This is a genomic window from Mycobacterium sp. 1164966.3 (assembly GCF_001665395.1).
Lineage (GTDB): Bacteria > Actinomycetota > Actinomycetes > Mycobacteriales > Mycobacteriaceae > Mycobacterium.
This window is the reverse complement of record NZ_LZSG01000020.1, coordinates 1-25482: the sequence shown is the minus strand read 5'-3', so window position 1 is coordinate 25482 and position 25482 is coordinate 1. Positions and strand designations below refer to the sequence as shown.

Sequence of the window (25482 nt, the reverse complement as noted above, 5' to 3'; positions counted from 1 at the left end):
CACGTTCGACGTGTCTGCGCCGCCCCCTAGCCGCGCGGGTTGTCCAGCGGGATCTCAAGAGCATGCATGGTGGCGGCGAGCCCGTCGTATTGGCTTGCCAGCAAGCAGAATTCGATCAGCTGTCGGCGATCCAGGTGGGCCGCCAACCGCTGCCAGGTCTCATCGGTGATGGTGCGGTCCTTGACGAATTCGTCGGTCGCCTGCAGCAGTGCCTGCTGGCGCGCGGAGAGGCAGTTGCGGGCCTTTGCCGCTACGTCCGGCCAGGCGAAGATGGTGGCCTGCAGATCCGCGTTCAGGCCCTTGGCGCGCGCCATGGTGCGGTGGTGCTGCAGCTCGTATTCGCAGGACCGCAGATGCGCGACACGCAGGATCACCAGTTCGGTGTCGATCGCCGGCAGCCGGCCCCGAAGCAGTCGGCCGCTGTAGATCGACCACGTCCAGAACAGCAGCCGACGCTGTCCCAGGGTGGTGAACAGATGCATCTCCGGTGCGCGCACCTTGCGCGCCGCCAGCTTTGCCATGACCCAGTTGATCGGCCCCAGCTCGCGGAAGCCGCCGGACGGGATCCGGGCGATCTGGCTGCCCGTCACGGCTGGAGCACCAGATAGGGCGACACCGTACTGCGATGCTCGTCAAGATCGAGTGCGCGCCCCAGCGCGGGGAAGGCCCGCTGCGGACACCTGTCGCGTTCACAGACGCGGCAACCCGCGCCGATCGGTGTGGCGATTTTCCCTGGATCCCCCGACAAGTCGAGTCCTTCCGAGTAGACGAGCCGGTGGGCGTGGCGAAGTTCGCAGCCCAGCCCGATCGCGAAGGTCTTACCGGGCTGACCATACCGGGCAGCGCGGCGCTCTACCGTGCGGGCCACCCAGAGGTAGTTGCGGCCGTCGGGCATCTGCGCGATCTGCACCAAGATCTTGCCCGGGTTGGCGAAGGTCTCGTAGACGTTCCACAACGGGCAGGTGCCTCCGCTGGAGGAGAAGTGAAAGCCCGTGGCGGACTGCCGTTTTGACATATTGCCGGCCCGGTCTACCCGGACGAACGAGAACGGCACCCCGCGCATCGAGGGCCGCTGCAGCGTGGACAGCCGGTGCGCGATGGTCTCGTAGCTCACCGAGTAGAACGCCGACAGCCGCTCGACGTCGTAGCGGAAGTTCTCGGCCACGTCGTGAAACTGCCGGTACGGCAGCACCGCGGCGGCAGCGAAGTAGTTGGCCAGCCCGAGCCTGGCCAGGGTGCGTGATTCGGCGCTGGTGAACTTGCCGTCCTCCACCATGGAGTCGATCAGCTCGCCGAACTCGAGATAGGCCAATTCGGCGGCCATCTTGAACACCTGTTGGCCCGACGAGAGGTGATTGCTGATCTCCAGCGTCTTGGTCTTGGGGTCGTAGCGGTGCAGCACGGTGTCACCGAGGTCGATGCGCTTGGTGATGCGCACCCCGTGCACCTCGGTGAGCCGCCGGGGCAGCTCCCGGGCCAGGTCGCCGTGATGCATCCGCAGCTGCGTGGTCAGGTCTTCGGCCGCGGTGTCGAGCTCGTGCAGGTAGTTCTGGCGCTCGTAGAAGTAGTCGCGGACCTCTTCGTGCGGCATGGTGATCGATCCGCTGCCACTGCTGCCGTCGAAGAAGCGCTCCTCGGTGGCGGCCGCCAGCTGCGCGGTGGTGATCCGGTAGCGCCGGTGCAGGTTGACGACCGCGCGAGCCAGCGTGGGATGAGCGCTGACCATCTCGGCGACCTCCGTCGGGTCCACGTTGATGTCCAAATCGCGGTCCATGGTCACTTCGCGCAGTTCGGCGACCAGCCGCGTGTCGTCTTGCGGGGCGAAGAAGGTCGCGTCCACCCCGAACACCTCGGTGATGCGCAGCAGGACTGCCACCGTCAAGGGCCGCACGTCGTGTTCGATCTGATTGAGGTAACTCGGCGAGATCTCGAGCATCTGGGCCAATGCGGCTTGACTGAAACCCCGCTCGTTGCGCAGTTGGCGCACCCGTGAGCCGACGAACGTTTTGGACACTCGACCCAGCCTACGCTGCACTGTTAATGCTTGATTGGCAGACTTTGCACGCGCGTCGGGGTGCCGAATTTTGGAATATCCACGCTGCCATTGGCATGATTCGCATCAGAAATAGGGGGAGATACGCCGAATGCGGGAGTTTTAGCCGTGAGCCTGGACAAAACAATGATGCCGGTGCCCGACGGCAGCCCCGATGTGTTCGATCGCGAGTGGCCGCTGCGGGTGGCCGACATCGACCGCACCGGCCGGCTGCGCCTGGACGCGGCCTGCCGGCACATCCAGGACATCGGCCAGGACCAGCTGCGGGAGATGGGCTTCGAGGAGACCCACCCGCTGTGGATCGTCCGGCGCACCATGGTCGACCTGATTCGCCCGATCGAATTTCAGGACATGCTGCGGTGCCGGCGCTGGTGTTCGGGCACCTCCAACCGGTGGTGCGAGATGCGGGTCCGGATAGACGGGCGCAAGGGCGGCCTGATCGAATCCGAGGCGTTCTGGATCCACGTCAACCGGGAGACCGAGATGCCGGCCCGAATCGCCGACGACTTCCTGGCGGGCTTGCACAAGACCACCTCGGTCGACCGGCTGCGCTGGAAGGGTTACCTGAAGCCCGGCAGCCGCGATGACGCGTCCGAGATCCACGAATTCCCGGTCCGGGTCACCGACATCGACTTGTTCGACCACATGAACAACTCGGTCTATTGGAGCGTGGTCGAGGACTACCTGGCCTCCCACCCCGAGCTGCTGGCCGGGCCACTGCGGGTCACGATCGAGCATGAGGCACCAGTGGCGCTGGGTGACAAGCTCGAAATCATCTCGCATGTCCACCCCGCCGGATCCACCGAGAAGTTCGGTTCCGGACTGACCGATCGCGCTGTTACAACGCTCACATATGCCGTCGGCGACGAGACGAAAGCCGTCGCTGCGCTGTTCTCCCTTTAACCGGACAAGCGTCCCGGTTAATTGTCCGCTGACCTGCGCATTCTGGTTACTGGCGGGTAGTTTCTGAAACGGTCAAGTGTTTGCGTGCCTTCGCAAGATTCGCAAAATGACCACCAGTCATAGCCAAAATTCGCAAGTGAAATGGGTGGACCAGCAGGAATGGCCTGTGTCAGGGTCGTGTTAGCACACCAGTGAAGTCAAGCCTTGAGCCTCACTTGGAACCCAGTCAGTGAAGACCGTTAAGGAGTTATCCATGTCTGACGTCGGCACCCCGAAGAGCGCTGAGCAGATCCAGCGCGATTGGGACACCAACCCGCGCTGGAAGGACGTCACCCGCACCTACTCGGCCAAGGACGTCGTCGCCTTGCAGGGCAGCGTCGTCGAGGAGCACACCCTGGCCCGTCGCGGCGCGGAGGTGCTGTGGCGTCAGCTGCACGACCTGGAGTTCGTGAACGCGCTGGGCGCCCTCACCGGCAACATGGCCGTGCAGCAGGTGCGCGCCGGCCTCAAGGCCATCTACCTCTCCGGCTGGCAGGTCGCCGGTGACGCCAACCTTTCCGGCCACACCTACCCCGACCAGAGCCTCTACCCGGCCAACTCGGTGCCGCAGGTCATCCGTCGCATCAACAACGCGCTGCTGCGCGCCGACGAGATCGCCGCGGTCGAGGGCGACAAGTCGGTGGAGAACTGGCTCGCTCCGATCGTCGCCGACGGCGAGGCCGGCTTCGGTGGCGCGCTCAACGTCTACGAGCTGCAGAAGGCCATGATCGCCGCGGGTGTCGCCGGCTCGCACTGGGAGGACCAGCTGGCCTCGGAGAAGAAATGTGGCCACCTGGGCGGCAAGGTGCTGATCCCCACCCAGCAGCACATCCGCACCTTGACGTCGGCCCGGCTCGCGGCTGACGTAGCCGACGTCCCGACCGTCGTCATCGCGCGCACCGACGCCGAGGCCGCCACGCTGATCACCTCCGACGTCGACGAGCGCGACCGCCCGTTCATCACCGGCGAGCGCACTTCCGAGGGCTTCTATCGGGTGAAGAACGGCTTGGAGCCGTGCATCGCCCGCGCGAAGGCCTACGCGCCGTACGCGGATCTGATCTGGATGGAGACCGGCACGCCCGACCTGGAGCTGGCCCGCAAGTTCGCCGAGGGCGTCAAGAGCGAGTTCCCCGACCAGATGCTGGCCTACAACTGCTCGCCGTCCTTCAACTGGAAGAAGCACCTCGACGACGCGACCATCGCGAGGTTCCAGAAGGAGCTCGGCGCAATGGGTTTCAAGTTCCAATTCATCACCCTGGCCGGCTTCCACGCGCTGAACTACTCGATGTTCGACCTGGCGTACGGCTACGCGCGCAACCAGATGAGCGCCTACGTCGAGCTGCAGGAGCAGGAGTTCGCCGCCGAGGAGCGGGGCTACACCGCGACCAAGCACCAGCGCGAGGTCGGTGCCGGCTACTTCGACCGGATCGCCACCACCGTCGACCCGAAGTCGTCGACCACCGCCCTGACCGGCTCCACCGAAGAGGGCCAGTTCCACTGAGTTAATCTGCCGAGCAGACGCAAAATCACCCATTTCTGCCCGAAATGAGGTGATTTTGCGTCTGCTCGCGCGTATGCGCGTATGAGAGGAGTGGTCAATGGCAATCGACCGGGTAGGGGTAATCGGCGCCGGGCAGATGGGATCCGGCATCGCTGAGGTCTCGGTACGTGCCGGCGTCGACGTGACGGTGTTCGAGACCACCGACGCGCTGATCACCGCGGGTCGCAACCGCATCGTCAAGTCGCTGGAGCGGGGCGTCAGCGCGGGCAAGGTGACCGAGCGTGAGCGAGACCGCGCACTCGACAAGCTGACCTTCACCACCAGCCTGACCGACCTCGCCGACCGTCAGCTGGTGATCGAGGCCGTCGTCGAAGACGAGACCGTCAAGGCCGGCATCTTCGCCGAGCTCGACCGGGTTATCACCGACCCCGACGCGGTGCTGGCGTCGAACACGTCCAGCATCCCGATCATGAAGATCGCCGCGGCAACCAAGAACCCGCAGCGCGTGCTCGGACTGCACTTCTTCAACCCCGTCCCGGTGTTGCCACTGGTCGAGCTGGTGAGCACGCTGGTCACCGACAAGGCCGCTGCCGCGCGCACGGAAGAGTTTGCCAGCTCAGTGCTGGGCAAACAGGTGGTGCGCTGCTCCGACCGGTCCGGCTTCGTGGTGAACGCGCTGCTGGTGCCCTACTTGCTGACGGCGATCCGGATGGTCGAGGGCGGCTTCGCATCCGTCGAAGACGTCGACAAGGCCGTGGTTGCCGGGCTCTCCCACCCCATGGGCCCGCTGCGGCTTTCCGACCTGATCGGGCTGGACACCGTCAAACTGATCGCCGACAAGATGTACGAGGAATTCAAGGAGCCGCAATACGGGCCGCCGCCATTGCTGTTGCGGATGGTCGAGGCGGGCCTGCTCGGCAGGAAGTCCGGGCACGGTTTCTACACGTACTGAGTTACTTCTCCAAAGTGAACTGATCAACGTCGGTGTAACCCTCGCGGAACAGCTTGGCGCAGCCGGTCAGGTACTTCATGTAGCGGTCGTAGACCTTCTCGGACTGGATCGCGATGGCCTGTTCGCGGTTGGCCCGAAGCGCGGCGGCCCACATGTCCAGCGTGCGCGCGTAGTGCAACTGCAGCGACTGGACCCGGGTCAGCCTGAAGCCCGCCTCGACGGCGTGCTCCTCGACCAGCGCCGGAGTCGGCAGCCAGCCGCCGGGAAAGATCTCGGCGAGGATGAACTGGGTGAAGTGAACGACTTCGTGGGTCAGCGTCAGGCCCTTGGCCCGTGCGTCTTTGAAGTTGGGACGGACGATGGTGTGCAGCAGCATGACGCCGTCGCTGGGCAACACGCTGTAAGCCATCTTGAAGAAGTGGCTCCAGCGTTGCCGGCCGAAGTGCTCGAACGCACCGATCGACACGATCCGGTCGACGGGCTCGTCGAACTTCTCCCACCCTTCCAGCAGCACCCGCGCGCTGCGGGAGGTGTCCATCTCGTCGAACGTGCGCTGGACGTGCGCGGCCTGGTTTTCCGACAACGTCAGCCCCACGACATTGACGTCGTACTTCTCGATGGCACGCCGCATGGTGGCGCCCCAGCCGCAGCCGATGTCCAGCAGCGTCATCCCTGGCTCGAGCCCCAATTTGCCCAGGGCCAGGTCGATCTTGGCGAGCTGGGCTTCCTGCAGCGTCATATCGTCGCGCTCGAAGTAGGCGCAGCTGTACGTCTGGCTGGGGTCGAGGAACAGGCGGAAGAAGTCGTCGGATAGGTCGTAGTGGGCTTGCACATTCCCAAAATGCGGCGTGAGCTGCACGGCCATGACGAGAAGAGCCTTTCTGTGGGTCACGGAGGCTCATGGCGCAGCAATCGACGCGCCCTAGAACCAGCCCCCGTATGCGATCAATGCATGCTAGCCGCTAGCGGCGCTGAACTCACAATGTGCGCAGAGCCGCTCCGACCGCCAGCCCGACCACCAACAGCGCACCAGCCTGCCGGACGTGCAGCCAGGCCAGTGCGGCATACCACAGCGGCCACACCGGGAAATTCGGTGGCGGCTCCTCGGGCGGCGGCCGGCGGAAATACGGCCACACTTTCACCAGCCGGGGCAGCGCCAAGACCACCACGAGTGCCGGCCAAGGCATCGCCCGCACCGCAACCGCACCGGCGATCAGCACATAGAAGCCGGCCATCATGCCCAGGGTGAGCATCCGGGCACGCCCCTCGCCGAGCAGCACCGGCACGGTGCGAATGCCCAGCGGCTCGTCGTAGGGGATCTTGTCGATGTGCTTGCCCATCAGCACCGTGGTGCACAGCAAACCGTAGGGGAGCGAGGCCAGGACCACGTCCCAGCCCACCGCGCCGACTGCAGAGTAGTAGGTGCCGCACACCATCAACGGGCCCCAGACCACGAACACGTCGGGCTCGCCGAGCCCACGCTTCTTCAGCCGCAGCGGCGGAGCCGTGTAGGCGACGCTCAGCACGAACCCGCTGAGCGCGAAGGCCACGACGGGCCAGCCGCGCGCCCAGGTCAGGATGACCAGGATGGCCAGGTCCGCGACATTCACCGCCAGGATCGCCAGGCCCAGCGTGCGCCGGCTGACCAGCCCGGACAGCACCGGGTGCGGAGCGTAGAGCGCGCGCGGGTAGGTGGCGCTGTCGGTGCCGACCTGCGTGTCGTAGAGGTCGTTCATCAGGTTGTTGGCGGTGTGCGCCAACGTGATGCCCACCACGGCCAGGACCAGCCAGCGCCAGTCCAGCCCGGGCTTGCCGATCGCCAGCAGCGCGGCTACCAGCCCGGAGAACAGCGTCATCGGCAGCAGTGCCGCGCGGGTGACGACGAGCCAGCGGGTCACCGCGTCGACGGGGCCGTCCGGTGGCGGATTGGTGGTGCGCAATGCATAGCCCCACGACTTCAGCCGTGAGCCGGCGCTGACCTCAGGCATTTGCTACGCCCCCTGTCTACAACTGCTCCCAGGGCCCGACGATGGGCGAAGGATGCGGCTCCCCGCGGAACTTCTCCAGCGAACCGCCGGCTTCGACGATCCCGCACAGTGCGCTCCAGCTCAGCATCGTCAGGTAGTCGATGAGCTCGGCGGTGCTCATCCGGGGATTCGACATCCAGGAGTGGGTGGCCAACTGCACCCCGCCGACGATCAGGTACGCCCACGGCTCCACCCCGCCGGTGTCCATCCCGGCCTCGATCATGCGCCGGCGCAGCATCACCGCGATCATGCGGGCGATGATCCGCTCGGAGTCGGCGATCACCTTGCTCTTGCTGCCCGAGCTGTTGGCCATCACGAAGCCGTACGGCTCCGGCTCGGCCGCCACGGTTTCCACATAGACCCTGATGACCTCGCGGGTCAGGTCGTAGCCGTCGAGGTTGGAGGACAGTGCGGCGGCCATGTTGGGAATCAACGTGGTCTGCGCGAAGCGCATCATCACCGCGGTGGTCAGGTCGTTCTTGTCGACGAAGTAGCGGTACAGCACGGTCTTGGAGACGCCGATCTCGGCGGCGATCTCGTCCATGCTGAGGTTTCGGCCTTGTCGGCGAATCGCTTCGATGGTGCCGTCAACCAACTCGTTTCGGCGCTCCACCTTGTGTTGATGCCAGCGCCGCTTGCGGCCGTCCGTCTTGGCGGTCACCGCGGGGATTTGCTCTGCCACTTTCGCCGATTTCCCATTCCCTAGACGCTCTCGATATTACGGCCCGTCGGGTGCCTGAGCGCCGAGGCTCAGCGCAAGTCAGCGGTGCCGGGGTCCCGCTCGTGGATGATGGTGTGGTGGCACACAGAGCCTCACATCCAGGCGAGGCGCTCCCCGCGGTGACGCGCCCGGCCCGCGCGTCGTTCGCGGAGTCGTTCGCCGCGGCCGATCCGGTCGCGGACGCGGAGCGGCGGCGGGGACTGCGCCGGATGAAAGCGGTGGCGCTGAGCTTTCTGATCGGTGCCACCGGCTTGTTCCTCGCCTGTCGGTGGGCCCAGGCGCACGGCACCACCGGCATCTGGGTCGGCTACGTCGGTGCTGCCGCGGAGGCCGGCATGGTGGGCGCCCTGGCCGACTGGTTCGCGGTCACCGCGCTGTTCAAGCACCCGCTGGGCATCCCGATCCCGCACACCGCGATCATCAGGCGCAAGAAAGACCAGCTCGGCGAGGGCCTGGGCACATTCGTGCGGGAAAACTTCCTGTCACCGGCGGTGGTGGAGACCAAGCTGCGCGACGCGCAGGTGCCCGGACGGCTCGGCAAGTGGCTGTCCGACGTCTCGCACGCCGAGCGGGTGGCGAACGAGACGGCGACGGTGTTGCGGGTGCTGGTCGAGCTGCTGCGCGACGACGACGTGCAGCAGGTGATCGACCGGATGATCGTGCGCCGCATCGCCGAGCCGCAGTGGGGTCCGCCGGTGGGCCGCGTGCTGGCGACGCTGCTGGCCGAGAACCGGCAGGAGGCCCTGATTCAGCTGCTGGCCGATCGGGCGTTCCAGTGGTCGCTGAACGCCGGCGAGGTGATCCAGCGGGTGGTCGAGCGTGATTCCCCGAGCTGGTCGCCCCGGTTCATCGACCACATGGTGGGCGATCGCATCCACCGCGAGCTGATGGACTTCACCGACAAGGTGCGCCGCAACCCGGACCACGAGTTGCGGCGCTCGGCGACGCGCTTCCTGTTCGAATTCGCCGACGACCTGCAAAATGATCCGGCCACCATCGCGCGCGCGGACGCGATCAAAGAGCAGCTGATGGCCCGCGACGAGATCGCGAATGCGGCCGCGACCGCGTGGAAGACGCTGAAACGGCTGGTGCTCGAGGGCGTCGACGACCCGTCCAGCACGCTGCGCAGCCGGATTACCGACACCGTGGTTCGAATCGGCGAATCGCTGCGCGACGACGCCGACCTGCGCGACAAGGTCGACAACTGGATGGTGCGCGCCGCACAGCACCTGGTCTCGCAATACGGCGTGGAGATCACGGCGATCATCACCGAGACGATCGAGCGTTGGGATGCCGAGGAGGCCAGCCGTCGCATCGAGTTGCACGTCGGCCGCGACTTGCAGTTCATCCGGATCAACGGCACCGTGGTAGGTGCGCTGGCGGGCCTGGTGATTTACGCCGTCGCGCAGGTGCTGTTCTGACGAGTGCTAACAAGCGCTTGCAATAGCAAGCATTCGTCCGTACTCTGGTGCTCCCAAGCACCGACTTCCGTGTATCGAGGAGGGCACCAATGGCGGAGGAGAAGCTCGCCGCTAAGGTGTCTACCGCTGCTTCCGATATGGCTTCCGACATCGGCAGCTTCATCAGAAGCCAACGTGAGACAGCTCACGTCTCGGTGCGCCAGCTCGCAGAACGGTCCGGTGTCAGCAATCCTTACCTGAGCCAGGTCGAGCGCGGGTTGCGCAAGCCGTCCGCCGACGTCCTGAACCAGATAGCAAAGGCGCTGCGGCTTTCCGCCGAGGTCCTGTATGTGCGGGCCGGGATTCTCGAGCCCAGTGAGCCGAGCCCGGTGCGCGACGCGATCATCACCGATACGGCGATCACCGAGCGTCAGAAGCAGGTCCTGCTCGACATCTACGCGTCATTCACCTTCCAGAACGAATCCATCCGTGAGGAGTGTCCGAGCCAAACCGACACCGCCGATTGATTTGGTCGCCCGGTTGGGCGAAACCATCAGCGCTGTCCTCGGCCCGGTTGACGAACTCAACCATCCATCGACCCGACAAATCAGGAGGTTCTCTGCAAGCCGCGTGCCATGTCAATCCGCGGGTCTTGACTACTCCTCGCGCAGGAGCCAACGCTTGCCCTAACCCCCAGACCAGACCAGATACGCACAAGGCCGAAAGAAACCCATGAAGCCGAACGAAAACCCATGAAAGGAACAAACATGGCTGAAAACGCGAACATCGAGGACCTGAGGGCTCCGTTGCTGGCGGCGCTTGGCGCGGCTGACTTGGCCCTGGCGACCGTCAACGACTTGGTTGCGGAATTGCGCGAGCGCGCCGGGGAGCGACGTACCGACACCCGCAGCCGGGTCGAGGAGACCCGCGACCGGCTGGCCAAGCTGCAGGAGGACTTGCCGGACCGGTTCCGCGAACTGCGCGAGCGGTTCACCCCCGAGGAGCTGCGCAACGCCGCCGAGGGCTACCTCGAGGCTGCGACCACCCGCTACAACGAGCTGGTTGAGCGCGGCGAGGCCGCTCTGGAGCGGCTGCGTAGCCAGTCGGCGTTCGAGGACGCTTCGGCGCGTGCCGAGGGCTACGTGGACCAGGCTGTCGAGCTGACCCAGGAGGCCCTGGGGACGGTCGCGCAGCAGACCCGCGCGGTCGGCGAGCGCGCCGCCAAGCTGGTCGGCATCGAGCTGCCCGCCAAGAAGGCCCCGGCCAAGAAGGCTCCGGCCAAGAAGGCGGCGCCCGCCAAGAAGGCTGCGGCCAAGAAGGCTCCGGCCAAGAAGGCTCCGGCCAAGAAGGTCACCCAGAAGTAAGGGCTAGAGCCCACAATTGACTCCGAGCTGCCCTCCGGTAGGGCAGCTCGGAGTCGACGTTTTGGCAGGGGCCCGCATACCCTTGAGGCGTGAATGTCGTGGGTACCGTCATGATCGTTCTGGGGATAGCCGTTTTGGTCACGTCGGTGTATGCGTTTGTGCATGCGGCGATGCAGCGGCACGACGCCTATACCGCTGCGGACAAGCTGACCAAGCCGGTGTGGTTGCTGATCCTCGCCGGCGCGGTGGCCCTGGCCACCCTGCTGTTCGCCAGCCCGTTCTTCATGGTCATATCCGCCTGTGCGGCCGGCGTATACCTGGTCGACGTACGGCCCAAGCTTCTTGAGGTTCAAGGTAAGTCGCACTAGTTCCCACAAGCAGATGAAAGCCCCGCTGGCCGCGGCATTGACGCTGGTCGCCCTGGTAGCTGCCGCCCCGGCGGTGGCGGACCCGGGGGCAGACCCCGCCCCTCCCTTCGTCGATCACACGCAGTGGGCTCGGTGGGGGCACTTCACCAGCCTGCGGGTCTACCCGACGCCGGCGGGCCGCGCTGCCGCCAGGCAGGGTGGGACGACCGGGGCCGCCGACGAAGCCTGGTCCGAGGTGTTGGCACTGTCACCGGACGCCGACACTCCCGGCATGCGGGCCCAGTTCATCTGTCACTGGCAGTTCGCCGAGTTCGCGCAACCGGGCAAGACCAGCTGGAACCTGGAGCCGTGGCGCCCGGTCGTCGACGACTCCGAGATGGTCGCCTCCGGCTGCAACCCGGGCGCCCCCGACGAGGGCTTCTAGTGGAGCTGACGCGTGACCAGCTGGCCGCGCTGGTCGACCACACGCTGCTCAAACCGGAGGCCACCGCTGCCGACGTGACCGCGCTGGTCGCCGAGGCCGCCGAGTTGGGCGTCTACGCGGTGTGCGTCTCGCCGTCGATGGTGCCGACCGCGGTCCAAGCCGCCGGGGGAGACGTGCGGGTGGCGGCGGTGGCGGGATTCCCGTCGGGCAAGCACCTGTCCGCGGTCAAGACGCAGGAAGCGGCCGCCGCCGTGGCATCTGGGGCCGGCGAGATCGACATGGTCATCGACGTCGGCGCCGCGCTGGCCGGCGATTTCGCTGGCGTGCGGTCGGACATCGAGGCGGTGCGCGCCGCTGCCAGCGCAGCCGTGCTCAAGGTGATCGTCGAGTCGGCGGTGCTGCTGGATCGGGCGCCCGCGCAAACCCTGACAGACGTATGTCGCGCCGCCGAGGACGCCGGCGCGGACTTCGTCAAGACCTCGACCGGGTTTCACCCCGCGGGCGGAGCATCGGTGACCGCCGTAGCGCTGATGGCCGACGCGGTCGGCGGACGACTCGGAGTGAAGGCCAGCGGCGGCATCCGCACCGCGGCCGACGCGCTGGCCATGCTGGACGCCGGCGCCACCCGGCTGGGCCTGTCGGGCACCCGCGCCGTACTCGATGGCCTCAGCTGACGGCCTGGATCACAGGTTGGAGAAGCAGGAGTTCTTGTTGCTGCCCCCGGTGGGGATGGTGGCGTTCTGCGTCACGAAGTGAGCGACCAGGCTGTCGGACGTGACCTGCACACTGTCGGCGTGGATGCCCAGCGGGAGGTTCTTGGTGGCGTCGGACGTGTACTTGTCCAACTGCGACTGCGCGGACTCTTTGGGAAGTGAAAAGCCCAGCGCATTGAAACTCTGGATCTGCAGCTCGATGCCGCCACCGGAGACCACCGGCTTGACCACCATGTTGTCCAACATGCCCTTCAGTTCGACGGTGCCGTCGTTGGGATGAGCGGTCACGGTGTTGGTGACGAATTTGGCCAGCCCCTGCAACTTGCTCGCTATCGAGTCCCTGATGCCTTGCGTCGGCCAGGTGAAGGTGGCGTCGATCGAGCCGATGGTGCCCTTGGCATCGGGACTGTTCGTGATGCGCACATCCTGGATCTTGAGATCGATCTTCGCGCCCTTGGCGTTCTTGATCTGGTTGCCGGCCGTATCCACCGAGATGTTGGTGAAGTGTTTGGTGATCACCTGCCACAGGACCAGGGGAGCCACCCCGAACTTCGCGGTGGCTTTGTCCTGGAACTCGCAGGCAAAGGCCTCGGCGACTTTGTTGGTCGCTCGGTTTCGCACGTACAGCTCGGCTCCGATCACCCCGGCAACCACCACCGCGAGCACGATGACGAGCACCAGGACGATGGATAGCGGATCGCGAAGGCTGCGCTTCTTCTTCCGCTTGGCCGGGTCTTCCGGCGGCCCGGCGACCTGACTTCTCGGGGGTCCGGCCGGTGTCGGGGGCGGCGAGTAGCCGGGCTGCCGCGGGTTGGCCTTGGCCGTGCCGAACCGCTCCGTCGCGCTCGGCAACTGGCCTGGCACCGTTCGCCCTTGATCGGGCGAACCACCCTGCGGCTGCCCGCCGCGGAGCCGCTCGGTTGGTGCCTGCGGATTGCCAAAAGGACCCTGGTTACCGGGACGGCCCCACGCCGACGGGTCGTTGGGCGGTCCTTGCGGATTCGTCACCCTGGCGATTCTGCCTTATCCACCTGAATAAAGCGTGCCTGGTTTTGCAGTACTGCGATGTTTTCTCGGGCGGCTGCCACGTCGGCCATGTCGATGTCGGCGACCAGCAGTTGCGGGTCGGCACCCGCCGAGGCCACCACCTCGCCCAGCGGTGATATCACCAGGCTGCCGCCCACCCCGGTCGGTGCCTTTGACGCGGATTCCACACCCGGGTCGGCCTGCCCGGCGGCGGCCACGTAGCTCGTCGAGTCCAGCGCCCGGGCCCGGGCCAGCAACGTCCACTGCTCGAGTTTGCCGGGACCCGCACCCCATGACGCGCAGACGACGATCAGCTGGGCGCCGCGCCGGGCCAACTCGGTGTACAGCGCCGGAAACCGGATGTCGTAGCAAATGCTCAACCCCACCATTACGTCGTCGACGGTGATGACCACCGGTTCGTCTCCTGGTGCGACGGTGCGTGACTCGGCGAAGCCGAACGCGTCGTACAGGTGGATCTTGTCGTAGTGCGTATCGGGGCGGTTAGGTGCGCCCGGGCCGGCGGCGATCAGCGTGTTCTTCACCCGCCCGTCGCCGGAGGGGGTGAACATGCCGGCGATCACGGTAATGCCGGCCCGGCTCGCGATTTGCCGGACCCCCTCGGCCCATGGCCCGTCGACCGGCTCGGCGATCGGCGCCAGCGGGACGCCGAACCGGCACATGGTCGCCTCCGGGAACACCACCAGCCGGGCGCCGGCCTCCGCGGCCCGGTCGGTGTATTCGCGCACCAGCTCCAGGTTGGCGGCCGGGTCGGTGCCGCTGAGTATTTGCGCCAGCGCGATTCGCATGCTCGCCAGCCTAGGAGTCGAGCGAGTCAGGTGTGAGCCGCGATCCAATTCGCGGTGAAACGCTGCTCGGCTTCCACCAGAGCTGCCAGCTGCGCGCCGATGACGTTCTCGATCTTGCCGCCGATAAGCGGAACGCGCACCTGGACACTGGCCTGAAACTCCACCCGAGAGCCCCCCGGGGCAACGGGAACCAGGGTGGCGGTGCCGGACAGCGTCGCCGGAGCGTCCACGATCTCTCCGGCCAGCGATGCCGTCGCGGTGCCGTCAGTGATCGGGCTCCAGGTCTCCTTGCGCCTGACACCGAGGTCGCCCCGATGCAACTGGGTGATCAGGCCCGGCAGGTGTTGGCGGTGAATCACCTGCAGGATGACAACCTCGACGGTGCCGTCGTTTCCCGATTCGCCTCCGACGCGCATCGACTCGAGCGCCGATTCGCTGGCACCCGAGTCGGCCAGCCGGGCCAACCAGTACTCCCGGTCGGCGAAAGCCCGAAAGACGTCTTCGACGCTGCCCTGGTATTCGGCGGTCATGTCGAATGAACGCGGCATAGCAGGCCAGGCTACCGTTACGGGCCATGAAACGGAGCGATCCCGGTTCGCTCTTCGCCGGTGCGCACGTCGCCGAGCAGGTACCGCTGGCCCCGCTGACCACACTGCGGGTCGGGCCGGTCGCGCGCCGTCTAATCACTTGTGCCACTACGGAACAGGTGATCGCAGCGTTACGGGAGTTGGATGCCGACGACAGCCCGGTCCTGGTGTTTGCCGGCGGTTCGAATCTGGTGATCGACGACACGCTGACCGAGCTCACCGCCGTGCGGCTGGCCAATGACGGCATCGCGGTCGACGGCAACGTGGTGCGCGCGGAGGCGGGTGCGGTCTGGGACGACGTGGTGGTCAGGGCCATCGAGCACGGGCTGGGCGGGCTGGAATGCCTGTCCGGCATCCCGGGATCGGCCGGGGCGACACCGGTGCAGAACGTGGGAGCCTACGGCGCGGAGGTGTCCGACACCATCACCCGCGTCCGGCTGCTGAACCGCGGCAGTGGCGCGGTGCGCTGGGTACCGCCGGCCGAGCTGGGCTTCGGCTACCGCACCAGCATGCTCAAGCAAGCTCTTGCGGACGTGGTGCTGGAAGTGGAGTTCGCACTGGACCCCTCGGGGTGCAGCGCGCCGCTGCGCTACGGAGAGCTGACGACCGCCCTGAGTGCGGGCAACGGCGAGCGGGCCGACCCGCGAGCGGTCCGAGACGCGGTGCTGGCGCTGCGTGCCCGCAAGGGCATGGTGTTGGACGCGGCCGACCACGACACCTGGAGCGTGGGGTCCTTCTTCACCAACCCGGTGGTGTCACCGGACGTCTACGCGCGCCTGGCCGGCACCATTGACGGACCGGTGCCACATTATCCCGCAGCCGACGGGGTCAAGTTGGCCGCCGGCTGGCTGGTGGAGCGCGCGGGTTTTGCCAAGGGCTACCCGAACCCTTCCGCCCCCTGCCGGCTGTCCACCAAACACGCGCTGGCGCTGACCAATCGGGGTGCAGCCACCACCGACGACGTGTTGGGGCTGGCCCGCATCATTCGCGACGGGGTCCGGGATGTGTTCGGTATCACACTGATACCCGAGCCGGTGCTGGTTGGGTGCGTGTTGTAAGGGCCGATTGTGAGCCTGAGCACCGCGCTGCACGCCGCCGCGACAGCCCGGAAGGCATTTGGCCCGCATTTCGCCCGGTATCTTTAGGTGTCGTGAGCACCTCCAGCGACCCCCGCAACCAGGGGTCGATCAACCGGCGTCTGGCCCTGGCGGCCCTCGGCGTCGGCGTGTTCGCACCGAACATCCTGGCGGCTTGTGCGAGCCCCGCGAGCAAGCAGGCCGAGAAGAAGCAGGCGGCGGCGGCCCAGCTGAAGTTACAGCCCGCCGATTCGACCAACGACGTGATACCCAACGCGCCGATCAGCGTGGAGGTCGGCGACGGTTGGTTCCAGCACGTCGCCCTGACCAACTCGTCGGGCAAGGCCGTCGCCGGCACCTACAACCAGGACCGCACCGTTTACAGCATCACCGAGCCACTGGGCTACGGCTCGACCTACACCTGGAACGGGTCGGCCGTCGGCCACGACGGCAAGGCGATTCCGGTCAAGGGCAAGTTCACCACCGTGACGCCCACCAAGAAGATCGACGGCGGATTCCAATTGGCCGACGGGCAGACCGTCGGAGTCGCGGCGCCGATCATCATCCAGTTCGACGCGCCGATCAGCGACAAGGCAGCCGTCGAGCGGGCGCTGACGGTCACCACCAACCCGCCGGTCGAGGGCAGTTGGGCGTGGCTGCCCGACGAGGCGAAAGGCGCGCGCATCCACTACCGTCCCCGCGAGTACTACCCGGCGGGCACCACGGTCAACGTCGACGCCAAGCTGTACGGGCTGCCGTTCGGCGACGGCGCCTACGGCGCGCAGGATTTCTCGCTGAGCATTCAGGTCGGACGCCGGCAGGTGGTCAAGGCCGAGGTGTCGTCGCATCGCATCCAGGTGGTCACTGACGCCGGTGTCATCATGGACTTCCCCTGCAGCTACGGCGAGGCCGACAAGGCGCGCAACGTCACCCGCAACGGAATCCACGTGGTCACCGAGAAATACGCGGACTTCTACATGTCCAACCCGGCAGCGGGCTACAGCAACGTCCACGAACGCTGGGCGGTGCGGATTTCGAACAACGGCGAGTTCATCCACGCCAACCCGATGAGCGCCGGCGCACAGGGCAACACCAACGTCACCAACGGCTGCATCAACCTGTCAACCGGCGACGCCGCGGAGTACTTCGCCAGCGCCATCTACGGCGACCCGGTCGAGGTGACGGGAAGCTCCATCCAGCTGTCCTATTCCGACGGCGACATCTGGGACTGGGCCGTGGACTGGGACACCTGGGTGTCGATGTCGGCGCTGCCGCGGCCGTCGGCGCACCCGCCGGCGACGAAGATTCCGGTCACCGCGCCGGCCACGCCGTCGAACGCGCCCAGCCTGTCGGGCACCCCGACTACCCCGGGCCGGTAACCCGACGGGTCGCTGACGCCTGGTCGCGGGGCCGGATGATGATCTGGTCCAGGTTGACGTGCGCGGGGCGGGAGGCCACGAACCCGATCACTTCGGCGACGTCGGCGGCCACCAGCGGCGTCATCCCGGCGTACACGGAGTCCGCGCGCTGTTGGTCGCCGTCGAAGCGGATCAGCGAGAACTCGGTTTCGACCGCACCCGGCGCAATCTCGGTGAGCCGCACCGGCTTTCCCAGCAGTTCGCCGCGCAGCGTGCGGTGCAGCGCGCCCTGGCCGTGCTTGGCCGCGGTGTAGCCGGCTCCGCCGTCGTAGACCTCCATCGCGGCGATGGAGGTGACGGTGACGATCAGTCCGTCGCCGGAGTCGATCAGCTTGGGCAACAGCGCGCGGGTGACCCGCAACGTGCCCATCACGTTGGTCTCCCACATCCAGCGCCAGTGCTCGAAGTCGGCGTCGGCGACGGGTTCCAGGCCGCGGGCCCCGCCGGCGTTGTTGACCAGCACGTCAACCCGATCCAGCGCGCCGGCCAGCGCGTCGACGGCCCCCTGGTCTGTGACGTCGGCCACAATTGCGGTGCCGCCGATGTCGTCGGCCAGGGCGTTGACCCGGTCCGTCCGGCGTGCCACCGCGACCACGTGAAACCCTTGGGCCGCAAGGGTTCTGGCGGTCGCCTCCCCGATTCCCGAACTGGCACCGGTTACCACTGCCACCCGTTGCTGCGCGTCCGCGGTGATCATCGGGACAACTCTAATAAACGTGCTAAATTCCTCGTTGTGCACCGCAGCGCCGTGTTCAGCAGCCCGTCCGCGCAGTTCTGCGCGGGCGAGTGTTGTTGCCGCGCACTTTGTCGCGCCTGACCTCATTCGGAAAGCGCGGCCAGGTTCCCGGCCAACAGAACTCGGACTTAAGGACGCTCGTGCGCTCAACCTCTTTCACCCATCATTCATCCAGCCGCCGCGCCCAGCTGCGGTCACACCGCCAGATCGTGCCGCCGTCGCTGCATCTGTCTGACTCCGCCGCGGCGTCCGTCTTCCGCGCGGTGCGGTTACGCGGCCCGGTCGGGCGTGACGTCATCGCCGGCGTGACGAAGCTGAGCATCGCGACGGTGAATCGTCAGGTCATCGCCCTGCTGGACGCCGGGCTGCTGCGTGAGCGGGCGGATCTGGCCGTCTCGGGGGCCATCGGACGCCCGCGCGTGCCCGTCGAGGTCAACCACGAACCGTTCGTGACGCTGGGGATCCACATCGGCGCCCGAACCACCAGCATCGTGGCCACCGACCTGTTCGGCCGCACGCTGGACACGGTCGAGACCCCCACCCCGCGCAGCGGCGCAGGGCCGGCGCTGGCGTCGCTGGCCGACAGCGCGGACCGGTACCTGAGGCGATGGCATCGCCGCCAGCCGCTGTGGGCCGGCGTGGCGATCGGTGGCACCGTCGACAGCGCCACCGGACATGTCGACCACCACCGGCTGGGCTGGCGACAGGCGCCGGTGGGGCCGGTGCTGGCCGACGCGCTGGGCCTGCCGGTGTCGGTGGCGTCCCACGTCGACGCGATGGCCGGTGCCGAGTTGCTGCTCGGCATGCGGCGGTTCGCTCCGACGTCGGCGACCACGCTCTACGTCTACGCCCGCGAAACCGTGGGCTATGCGCTGGTGATCGATGGACGGGTGCACTGCCCAGCCAGCGGCCCGGGCACCATCGCGGGCCTGCCGGCGCACTCCGACCTGCTCGGTGGCACCGGACAGCTGGAGTCGACGGTCAGCGACGAAGCGGTCCTGGCCGCCGCCCGCCGGTTGCGCATCCTGCCCGGTCTCGCTGCCACGAACCGGATGGTGGGGTCCGCCGCGGGCATCACCGACCTACTGCGGGTGGCCCGGGCCGGCAACCAGCTGGCCAAAGATCTGCTGGCCGAGCGCGCTTGCATGCTCGGCGAGGCGGTCGCGTTGCTGCGCGACTTGCTCAATCCCGACGAGCTGGTGGTCGGGGGCCACGCGTTCACGGAGTATCCCGAGGGGATGGAAGAGGTCGAGGCGGCGTTCGCGGCGCGTTCGGTGCTGCCGCCGCGCGACATCCGCGTCACGGCGTTCGGCAACCGGGTACAGGAGGCCGGTGCCGGGATCGTGTCCCTGGGCGGAATCTACGCCGATCCGCTGGGCGCGATGCGCCGTTCCGGGGTGCTGGACGTCCGGCTTCCCGAGGCCGTCCCCGAGTCGTCGGCGTAGTGCGCTGAGCGCGTCCTGTAATGATGAAAGGGTGCGCCAAGACCCCGCAGTGAGCAATCCGCGCCGGGTGGCCCTATTGGCCGTGCACACGTCCCCGCTGGCCCAGCCCGGCACCGGCGACGCCGGTGGCATGAATGTCTACGTGCTGCAGAGCGCATTGCACCTGGCCAGGCGGGGCATCGAGGTGGAGATCTTCACCCGGGCCACCGCGTCCGCGGACCCGCCGGTGGCCCGGGTGGCGCCCGGCGTGCTGGTTCGCAACGTCGTGGCCGGACCCTTCGAAGGCCTGGACAAATACGACCTGCCCACCCAGTTGTGCGCGTTCGCGGCCGGCGTATTGCGCGCCGAAGCGTCCCATGAACCGGGGCACTACGACATCGTGCACTCGCACTACTGGCTGTCCGGTCAGGTCGGCTGGCTGGCCCGCGACCGCTGGGCGGTGCCATTGGTCCACACCGCGCACACGCTGGCGGCGGTGAAGAACGCGGCGCTGGCCGACGGGGACACGCCCGAGCCGCCGCTGCGTACGGTCGGTGAACAGCAGGTGGTAGATGAAGCGGACCGGCTGATCGTGAACACCGATGACGAAGCCCGACAACTGATTTCGATCCACCACGCCGACCCCGCCCGAATCGACGTGGTCCATCCCGGCGTCGATCTGGATGTGTTCCGCCCAGGAGACCGCCGGGCGGCCCGGGCGACGCTCGGCCTGCCGCTCGACGAACGCCTGGTCGCCTTCGTCGGCCGGATCCAGCCGTTGAAGGCGCCCGACATCGTGTTGCGCGCCGCCGCGCAGCTGCCGCGGGTGCGCATTGTGGTGGCCGGCGGGCCGTCCGGGAGCGGTCTGGCGGCGCCGGACGGGCTGGTTCGGCTCGCCGACGAGCTCGGCATCGCGGATCGCGTGACGTTCCTGCCGCCGCAGTCCCGCGCGGATCTGGCCACCCTGTTCCGGGCTGCGGACCTGGTGGCGGTGCCGAGTTACTCGGAGTCGTTCGGCCTGGTCGCCGTCGAGGCGCAGGCCTGCGGCACCCCGGTGGCCGCGGCGGCGGTGGGCGGACTGCCGGTGGCGGTGCGCGACGGCGTCACCGGCACCTTGGTGTCCGGACACGACGTCGACCAGTGGGCAGGCGCCCTGGACCACCTGCTGGAGCTCAGCACCGGACCCCAGGGCCAGGCGATCAGCCGGGCGGCGGCCGCCCACGCGGCCAACTTCTCCTGGGATAACACCACCGACGCGCTGCTGGCCAGCTACCGGCGTGCGATCGCGGACTTCAGGGCTGCCCGCCAGGTCCGCGAACTGGTATCGGTGCGTACCGGTCGCCGCTGGGCGTCGCGTCGCGGCGTAGGCGCATGACGACATCCGCCTCGGAGGCAACCCAGCAGCTGATCGAGCGTGCGCTGCGCGCCAGCGGGCTGACCTACTCGGAGCACGCGGGCGCGCACGGCGGTCTGCCAGGCCTGATTGTCGAGCTGCCCGGCGAGCGCAGGCTCAAGACCAACACCATCCTGACCGTCGGGGAGCATTCGGTTCGCGTCGAGGCGTTCGTTTGCCGCAAGCCCGACGAGAACCACGAGGGTGTCTACCGGTTCCTGCTCAAACGCAATCGCCGGCTCTACGGCGTGGCCTACACGCTGGACAACGTCGGGGACATCTACCTGGTCGGGCGGATGTCGCTGGACTCGGTCGACGCCGACGAGATCGACCGGGTACTCGGGCAGGTCCTGGAAGCCGTCGACTCGGACTTCAACACGTTGCTGGAGTTGGGTTTTCGGTCGTCGATCCAGAAAGAGTGGGAGTGGCGGGTGGCGCGCGGGGAGTCGCTGAAGAACCTGCAGGCGTTCGCGCACCTGATCGACGACGATGACGACGACGACGGCGACTACCCGGTGGGGACTGCGTGAGAGACTAACCGGCATGGGAGACACTGCCACGCTGGTGCTGCTCCGCCACGGCGAGAGCGACTGGAACGCCCTGAACCTGTTCACCGGCTGGGTCGACGTCGGGCTGACCGAAAAGGGCCAGGCAGAAGCGGTGCGTGCGGGTGAGTTGCTGGTCGAACAGAACCTGTCGCCCGACATCCTCTACACCTCGCTGTTGAGGCGCGCGATAACGACAGCGCATGTGGCGCTGGACACCGCCGACCGGCTGTGGATTCCGGTGCGGCGCAGCTGGCGGCTCAACGAACGCCACTACGGCGCGCTGCAAGGCCTGGACAAGGCCGAGACCAAGGCCCGCTACGGCGAAGAGCAGTTCATGGCCTGGCGGCGCAGCTATGACACTCCGCCACCGCCGATCGAGCGGGGCAGCGAGTTCAGCCAGGATGCGGACCCCCGTTACGCCGATATCGGCGGCGGGCCGCTGACGGAATGCCTGGCGGACGTGGTCGCCCGGTTCCTGCCGTACTTCACCGACGTCATCGTGCCGGATCTGCGGTTCGGCAAGACCGTGCTGATCGTCGCGCACGGCAACTCGTTGCGGGCCCTGGTCAAGTACTTGGACCGGATGTCCGACGAGGACGTCGTCGGGCTGAACATCCCGACCGGCATCCCGCTGCGCTACGACCTGGATCCCGATTTGCGTCCGGTGGTGGCCGGCGGCACATATCTGGACCCGGAGGCTGCCGCCGCAGGTGCCGCCGCGGTAGCCAGCCAGGGCGCCGTCAAGGCTTGAGTGACCCCGATGGTCACGCCAGCGGGGCCATTTGCCAAACGGCACGTGAACGGCAGCCGAACACCTGTGGCGCAATATGTGACTTGTCCGATTTTGGCCTCGCTCCGCTAGGGCGGCGTTCACCAGATTTGTAGGATTTCGGTTGTGACTGTGTTCTCGGCGCTGTTGCTGGCCGGGGTCTTGTCCGGGCTGGCACTGGCCGTGGGCGTAGTGATCGGCGCCCGCGTGGCACCGCGCCTCACCGAGCGGCGGCAGCGAGCGGCCACCGAGTGGGCGGGCATCACCGTCGCGCAGATGCTGCAGCGCATCATCGCGCTGATGCCGCTGGGCGTGGCGGTGGTCGACAGCCACCGTGACGTGGTGTACCTCAATGAACGCGCCAAGGAGCTGGGCCTGGTGCGTGACCGCCAGCTCGACGACCAGGCGTGGCGGTCCGCACAGCAGGCGCTGGGTGGCGAAGACATCGAGTTCGACCTGGCACCGGCTAAACGTCTGGCCGGCGGTCGGCTATCGGTGCACGGGTACGCGCGCCTGTTGAGCGAGGAAGACCGTCGATTCGCTGTGGTCTTCGTCCACGATCAGTCGGACTATGCGCGCATCGAAGCGGTCAGGCGTGATTTCGTGGCCAATGTCAGCCACGAGCTCAAGACCCCTGTCGGCGCGATGGCCCTGCTCGCCGAGGCCCTACTGGCGTCGCACGACGACCCCGAGACCGTGCGCCGGTTCGCCGAGAAGGTGCTGGTCGAAGCAAACAGACTGGGCGACATGGTCGCTTCGCTGATCGAACTGTCCCGCCTGCAGGGCGCTGAACGGCTGCCCAACATGGTCGACGTCGACGTCGACACCATTGTGTCCGAGGCGATTTCGCGTCACAAAGTGGCCGCTGACAACGCCGATATACAGGTGCGCACCGACGCGCCGAGCGGTTTGCGGGTCCGGGGCGACGAAACCCTACTGGTTACCGCACTGGCCAATCTGATGTCCAATGCGATCGCGTATTCACCCCGCGGGACGCCGGTGACGATCAGCCGGCGGCTGCGCGGCAACAATGTCGAGATCGCCGTCACCGACCGGGGCATCGGGATCGCCCTCGAAGACCAGGAGCGGGTCTTCGAGCGGTTCTTCCGCGGCGACAAGGCGCGCTCGCGAGCTACCGGCGGCAGCGGGCTGGGGCTGGCCATCGTCAAGCACGTCGCCGCCAACCACAACGGCAGCATCGGCGTGTGGAGCAAGCCCGGAACCGGATCGACGTTCACCCTGTCCATTCCAGCCGTCTCGGCGCAGCTCGACGATGAGCAAGTGGAGGAGCCACGAGTGCGCGACGTGCGGCCTAATCGGTCACAACGAGAGGAAGAACTGAGTCGATGACCCGCGATGAGGAGGAGCAGCGCGCATGACGAGTGTGCTGATCGTGGAGGACGAGGAATCGCTGGCTGACCCGCTGGCGTTTCTGCTGCGCAAGGAGGGCTTCGAGGCCACGGTGGTGAACGACGGGCCCTCGGCGCTCGCCGAGTTCGACCGCGCCGGTGCGGACATCGTGCTGCTCGATTTGATGCTGCCGGGCATGTCCGGCACCGATGTGTGCAAGCAGCTGCGGGCCCGGTCCAGCGTTCCGGTGATCATGGTGACCGCGCGCGACAGCGAGATCGACAAGGTCGTCGGCTTGGAGCTGGGCGCCGACGACTACGTGACCAAGCCCTACTCGGCGCGCGAGCTGATCGCCCGGATCCGGGCCGTGCTGCGCCGCGGCGGTGACGACGATTCGGAGTTCAGCGACGGGGTGCTGGAGTCCGGCCCCGTCCGGATGGACGTCGAACGCCACGTCGTCTCGGTGAACGGCGACACAATCACGTTGCCGCTCAAGGAATTCGACCTGCTCGAATACCTGATGCGCAACAGTGGCCGGGTACTGACCCGCGGCCAGCTGATCGATCGCGTGTGGGGCTCGGATTATGTCGGTGACACCAAGACGCTCGACGTTCACGTCAAGCGGCTGCGGTCCAAGATCGAGGCAGACCCTGCGAATCCGGTGCACCTGGTGACGGTGCGGGGGCTGGGCTACAAACTGGAGGGCTGACAAAGCTCCGCTGACCCGCTCACGCGGACTTACACTTCTGCGGTGTTCTCGGAGACGCGCTATGCGCTGAACGGGGACTTGCGCGTCGCCTATCGCACGTCACGCGACGGCCCTCGCGACATCGTGTTCGTCCCGAACTGGTTCACCTGCTGCGAGATTCTTCCAGAGTTACCGTCGCTACAAGGGTGGGTCGAGGCGATGACGTCGCTCGGCCGGCTGATCTTCTTCGACCAGCCGGGCACGGGAGCGTCTGATCCCGTCACGCCGGGTGCGCTGCCGACGTTGGAGCAGTGGGCCGACAGCATCGCGGCGGTGCTCGATGATATCGGAACTCGTGAGGCCGTTCTCGTCGCTATCGACGGCGCGCTTGCGACAGGGTCGTTGTTCGCGGCGACACATCCGTCACGGACGACCGCACTGGTTGTGCTGGAGGGCTACGCGAGCGGCGAGACGCGCCCCAAAGGGCTCGACGAGGAAGCCGTCAATGCAATGGCCGCCATGTGGGGGACCGGGGAGTTCGAACATCTGATCAACCCAGATATGCCGTGGAACGAAGAGATTCGAGCAACATGGGCGCGAATGGAACGGCTTGCGGCGAGTCCACGGACCCTTGCGCTAATGATGCCTCTGACGGCGGAAATGGATGTCCGGGCAGTGCTTCCGACGGTGCGCGTGCCAACGGTGGTTATCCAGCACACCGACGACCCGTTCATAACGCCTTCGATGGGGAAGTACGTAGCTGACCACATTCCGGGCGCGAAATACGTTGAGCTGCCGGGGCGCAAAGTGTTTCACTTCGTGGAGCCGTGGCGGGAGTCGTTCCGGGAGGTCGCCGAGTTTCTCACCGGCCATCAGGCCGACGTGGCTGAGGATCGGGTGCTGGCGACGGTGTTGTTCACCGACATTGTGGACTCGACGCGGCGGGCCGCGGAGATGGGTGATCGGGACTGGCATGCGTTGCTGGACGCCCACGATGCGGTGGTGCGCGCGCAGTTGGGTCGGTTTCGGGGTCGTGAGGTCAACACCTCCGGGGACGGTTTTTTGGCGGTGTTCGACGGCCCGCAACGCGCGATCCGCTGTGCGGTGGCGATTCGCGACGCGGTGCAGGCGTTGGGTCTGCAGGTGCGCGCGGGGTTGCACACCGGTGAGTGCGAGGTCCGCGGCGACGATATTGG

27 protein-coding genes are annotated in these 25482 nt (G+C 67.0%); 18 read left to right on the top strand and 9 right to left on the bottom strand.

What is annotated here, in order from left to right; all coding sequences use genetic code 11:
* Positions 1 to 26 precede the first annotated feature (26 nt).
* Together A9W99_RS07025 and ramB are read right to left on the bottom strand one after the other, a co-directional pair.
* Positions 27 to 590, bottom strand: coding sequence for a carboxymuconolactone decarboxylase family protein (locus A9W99_RS07025; RefSeq protein WP_067375201.1), 564 nt, complete (start codon positions 588 to 590; stop codon positions 27 to 29).
* A complete protein-coding gene (gene ramB, locus A9W99_RS07020; protein ID WP_067375199.1) occupies positions 587 to 2014 on the bottom strand; it encodes an acetate metabolism transcriptional regulator RamB in 1428 nt (475 codons plus the stop codon). Before ramB ends, A9W99_RS07025 begins: the two co-directional genes overlap by 4 nt.
* Positions 2015 to 2161: 147 nt before the next feature.
* Between ramB and A9W99_RS07015 the strand changes: the two genes are divergently transcribed.
* The 3 genes from A9W99_RS07015 to A9W99_RS07005 all read left to right on the top strand — a co-directional run bounded on the left by A9W99_RS07015 (position 2162) and on the right by A9W99_RS07005 (position 5448).
* On the top strand, positions 2162 to 2956 hold the full coding sequence (locus A9W99_RS07015; protein WP_067375197.1) for an acyl-[acyl-carrier-protein] thioesterase: 795 nt from the start codon (positions 2162 to 2164) through the stop codon (positions 2954 to 2956).
* Positions 2957 to 3209: 253 nt separating this feature from the next.
* Positions 3210 to 4496: an isocitrate lyase gene (gene aceA / locus A9W99_RS07010; protein WP_067375195.1), complete on the top strand. Its 1287-nt coding sequence runs from the start codon at positions 3210 to 3212 to the stop codon at positions 4494 to 4496.
* A 97-nt stretch (positions 4497 to 4593) separates the two neighbouring features.
* Positions 4594 to 5448 (top strand): 3-hydroxybutyryl-CoA dehydrogenase, encoded by an 855-nt coding sequence (locus A9W99_RS07005; protein WP_067375193.1) that lies wholly within the window; start codon positions 4594 to 4596, stop codon positions 5446 to 5448.
* 1 nt (position 5449) lies between these two features.
* On the opposite strand, the gene pcaA is transcribed toward A9W99_RS07005, so the two are convergent.
* The 3 genes from pcaA to A9W99_RS06990 all read right to left on the bottom strand — a co-directional run bounded on the left by pcaA (position 5450) and on the right by A9W99_RS06990 (position 8157).
* On the bottom strand, positions 5450 to 6313 hold the full coding sequence (gene pcaA, locus A9W99_RS07000) for a cyclopropane mycolic acid synthase PcaA (protein WP_067375191.1): 864 nt from the start codon (positions 6311 to 6313) through the stop codon (positions 5450 to 5452).
* A gap of 112 nt (positions 6314 to 6425) precedes the next feature.
* Positions 6426 to 7436 carry a prenyltransferase gene (locus A9W99_RS06995; protein ID WP_067375189.1) on the bottom strand — a complete coding sequence of 337 codons (1011 nt, stop codon included), beginning with the start codon at positions 7434 to 7436 and terminating at the stop codon, positions 6426 to 6428.
* A 16-nt stretch (positions 7437 to 7452) separates the two neighbouring features.
* Positions 7453 to 8157 carry a TetR/AcrR family transcriptional regulator gene (locus A9W99_RS06990; protein WP_067375187.1) on the bottom strand — a complete coding sequence of 235 codons (705 nt, stop codon included), beginning with the start codon at positions 8155 to 8157 and terminating at the stop codon, positions 7453 to 7455.
* Between the two features lie 113 nt (positions 8158 to 8270).
* Here A9W99_RS06990 and A9W99_RS06985 point away from each other — a divergent pair, with 113 nt between their 5' ends.
* The 6 genes from A9W99_RS06985 (at position 8271) to deoC (ending at position 12426) form a co-directional block, all read left to right on the top strand.
* On the top strand, positions 8271 to 9617 hold the full coding sequence (locus A9W99_RS06985) for a DUF445 domain-containing protein (RefSeq protein ID WP_082929877.1): 1347 nt from the start codon (positions 8271 to 8273) through the stop codon (positions 9615 to 9617).
* 89 nt (positions 9618 to 9706) lie between these two features.
* Complete coding sequence (locus A9W99_RS06980; protein WP_067232391.1) at positions 9707 to 10123, top strand: helix-turn-helix domain-containing protein; 417 nt, start codon at positions 9707 to 9709, stop codon at positions 10121 to 10123.
* A gap of 240 nt (positions 10124 to 10363) precedes the next feature.
* The gene (locus A9W99_RS06975; protein WP_067375184.1) at positions 10364 to 10960 is read left to right on the top strand and encodes a heparin-binding hemagglutinin; all 597 of its coding nucleotides are present in this window, start codon (positions 10364 to 10366) and stop codon (positions 10958 to 10960) included.
* Positions 10961 to 11058: 98 nt separating this feature from the next.
* Complete coding sequence (locus A9W99_RS06970) at positions 11059 to 11328, top strand: DUF2516 family protein (RefSeq protein WP_082929876.1); 270 nt, start codon at positions 11059 to 11061, stop codon at positions 11326 to 11328.
* 13 nt (positions 11329 to 11341) lie between these two features.
* Positions 11342 to 11752: a DUF2599 domain-containing protein gene (locus A9W99_RS06965; protein ID WP_067375182.1), complete on the top strand. Its 411-nt coding sequence runs from the start codon at positions 11342 to 11344 to the stop codon at positions 11750 to 11752.
* On the top strand, positions 11719 to 12426 hold the full coding sequence (gene deoC, locus A9W99_RS06960) for a deoxyribose-phosphate aldolase (protein ID WP_253869656.1): 708 nt from the start codon (positions 11719 to 11721) through the stop codon (positions 12424 to 12426). The genes A9W99_RS06965 and deoC overlap by 34 nt, the downstream gene beginning before the upstream one ends.
* Before the next feature lie 9 nt (positions 12427 to 12435).
* Here the strand turns inward: deoC and A9W99_RS06955 are convergent, their stop codons facing one another.
* From A9W99_RS06955 to A9W99_RS06945, 3 genes are read right to left on the bottom strand one after another with little or no spacing between them, the layout of a single operon-like run.
* Positions 12436 to 13473, bottom strand: coding sequence for a DUF2993 domain-containing protein (locus A9W99_RS06955; RefSeq protein ID WP_082929873.1), 1038 nt, complete (start codon positions 13471 to 13473; stop codon positions 12436 to 12438).
* Positions 13470 to 14297, bottom strand: coding sequence for a carbon-nitrogen hydrolase family protein (locus A9W99_RS06950; RefSeq protein ID WP_067375178.1), 828 nt, complete (start codon positions 14295 to 14297; stop codon positions 13470 to 13472). Before A9W99_RS06950 ends, A9W99_RS06955 begins: the two co-directional genes overlap by 4 nt.
* A gap of 26 nt (positions 14298 to 14323) precedes the next feature.
* On the bottom strand, positions 14324 to 14845 hold the full coding sequence (locus tag A9W99_RS06945) for a DUF2505 domain-containing protein (protein ID WP_067375176.1): 522 nt from the start codon (positions 14843 to 14845) through the stop codon (positions 14324 to 14326).
* Between the two features lie 26 nt (positions 14846 to 14871).
* Between A9W99_RS06945 and A9W99_RS06940 the strand changes: the two genes are divergently transcribed.
* Both A9W99_RS06940 and A9W99_RS06935 read left to right on the top strand, forming a co-directional pair.
* Complete coding sequence (locus A9W99_RS06940; RefSeq protein WP_067375174.1) at positions 14872 to 15942, top strand: UDP-N-acetylmuramate dehydrogenase; 1071 nt, start codon at positions 14872 to 14874, stop codon at positions 15940 to 15942.
* A gap of 56 nt (positions 15943 to 15998) precedes the next feature.
* Positions 15999 to 17339, top strand: coding sequence for an Ig-like domain-containing protein (locus A9W99_RS06935; protein ID WP_156622987.1), 1341 nt, complete (start codon positions 15999 to 16001; stop codon positions 17337 to 17339).
* On the opposite strand, the gene A9W99_RS06930 is transcribed toward A9W99_RS06935, so the two are convergent.
* The gene (locus A9W99_RS06930) at positions 17323 to 18075 is read right to left on the bottom strand and encodes an SDR family oxidoreductase (protein ID WP_067375170.1); all 753 of its coding nucleotides are present in this window, start codon (positions 18073 to 18075) and stop codon (positions 17323 to 17325) included. The genes A9W99_RS06935 and A9W99_RS06930 overlap by 17 nt on opposite strands.
* Positions 18076 to 18254: 179 nt before the next feature.
* Between A9W99_RS06930 and A9W99_RS06925 the strand changes: the two genes are divergently transcribed.
* The 7 genes from A9W99_RS06925 to A9W99_RS06895 all read left to right on the top strand — a co-directional run.
* The gene (locus tag A9W99_RS06925; protein WP_067375245.1) at positions 18255 to 19559 is read left to right on the top strand and encodes an ROK family transcriptional regulator; all 1305 of its coding nucleotides are present in this window, start codon (positions 18255 to 18257) and stop codon (positions 19557 to 19559) included.
* Positions 19560 to 19563: 4 nt separating this feature from the next.
* Positions 19564 to 20913, top strand: a complete 1350-nt coding sequence (gene mshA, locus A9W99_RS06920) for a D-inositol-3-phosphate glycosyltransferase (protein ID WP_067375243.1) — start codon at positions 19564 to 19566, stop codon at positions 20911 to 20913.
* Positions 20910 to 21461: a YbjN domain-containing protein gene (locus A9W99_RS06915; RefSeq protein WP_067375168.1), complete on the top strand. Its 552-nt coding sequence runs from the start codon at positions 20910 to 20912 to the stop codon at positions 21459 to 21461. The genes mshA and A9W99_RS06915 overlap by 4 nt, the downstream gene beginning before the upstream one ends.
* Before the next feature lie 13 nt (positions 21462 to 21474).
* Positions 21475 to 22230 (top strand): phosphoglyceromutase, encoded by a 756-nt coding sequence (locus A9W99_RS06910; RefSeq protein ID WP_067375166.1) that lies wholly within the window; start codon positions 21475 to 21477, stop codon positions 22228 to 22230.
* A gap of 144 nt (positions 22231 to 22374) precedes the next feature.
* Complete coding sequence (locus A9W99_RS06905) at positions 22375 to 23598, top strand: cell wall metabolism sensor histidine kinase WalK (protein WP_156622985.1); 1224 nt, start codon at positions 22375 to 22377, stop codon at positions 23596 to 23598.
* A 25-nt stretch (positions 23599 to 23623) separates the two neighbouring features.
* Positions 23624 to 24307: a two-component sensory transduction protein RegX gene (gene regX, locus A9W99_RS06900; protein WP_067232428.1), complete on the top strand. Its 684-nt coding sequence runs from the start codon at positions 23624 to 23626 to the stop codon at positions 24305 to 24307.
* A 42-nt stretch (positions 24308 to 24349) separates the two neighbouring features.
* A partial coding sequence (locus tag A9W99_RS06895) for an adenylate/guanylate cyclase domain-containing protein (protein WP_067375164.1) occupies positions 24350 to 25482 on the top strand: 1133 nt, incomplete at its 3' end.

Excerpts from the sequence above, each read along its gene's own strand:
- aceA (WP_067375195.1), top strand. The coding sequence starts at position 3,210 with ATGTCTGACGTCGGCACCCCGAAGAGCGCTGAGCAGATCCAGCGCGAT.
- A9W99_RS06915 (WP_067375168.1), top strand. The coding sequence starts at position 20,910 with ATGACGACATCCGCCTCGGAGGCAACCCAGCAGCTGATCGAGCGTGCG.
- A9W99_RS06950 (WP_067375178.1), bottom strand. The coding sequence starts at position 14,297 with ATGCGAATCGCGCTGGCGCAAATACTCAGCGGCACCGACCCGGCCGCC.
- A9W99_RS06995 (WP_067375189.1), bottom strand. The coding sequence starts at position 7,436 with ATGCCTGAGGTCAGCGCCGGCTCACGGCTGAAGTCGTGGGGCTATGCA.
- A9W99_RS06930 (WP_067375170.1), bottom strand. The coding sequence starts at position 18,075 with ATGATCACCGCGGACGCGCAGCAACGGGTGGCAGTGGTAACCGGTGCC.
- A9W99_RS06940 (WP_067375174.1), top strand. The coding sequence starts at position 14,872 with ATGAAACGGAGCGATCCCGGTTCGCTCTTCGCCGGTGCGCACGTCGCC.
- A9W99_RS06965 (WP_067375182.1), top strand. The coding sequence starts at position 11,342 with ATGAAAGCCCCGCTGGCCGCGGCATTGACGCTGGTCGCCCTGGTAGCT.
- A9W99_RS07005 (WP_067375193.1), top strand. The coding sequence starts at position 4,594 with ATGGCAATCGACCGGGTAGGGGTAATCGGCGCCGGGCAGATGGGATCC.
- pcaA (WP_067375191.1), bottom strand. The coding sequence starts at position 6,313 with ATGGCCGTGCAGCTCACGCCGCATTTTGGGAATGTGCAAGCCCACTAC.
- regX (WP_067232428.1), top strand. The coding sequence starts at position 23,624 with ATGACGAGTGTGCTGATCGTGGAGGACGAGGAATCGCTGGCTGACCCG.
- A9W99_RS06975 (WP_067375184.1), top strand. The coding sequence starts at position 10,364 with ATGGCTGAAAACGCGAACATCGAGGACCTGAGGGCTCCGTTGCTGGCG.
- A9W99_RS06980 (WP_067232391.1), top strand. The coding sequence starts at position 9,707 with ATGGCGGAGGAGAAGCTCGCCGCTAAGGTGTCTACCGCTGCTTCCGAT.
- A9W99_RS06945 (WP_067375176.1), bottom strand. The coding sequence starts at position 14,845 with ATGCCGCGTTCATTCGACATGACCGCCGAATACCAGGGCAGCGTCGAA.
- A9W99_RS06910 (WP_067375166.1), top strand. The coding sequence starts at position 21,475 with ATGGGAGACACTGCCACGCTGGTGCTGCTCCGCCACGGCGAGAGCGAC.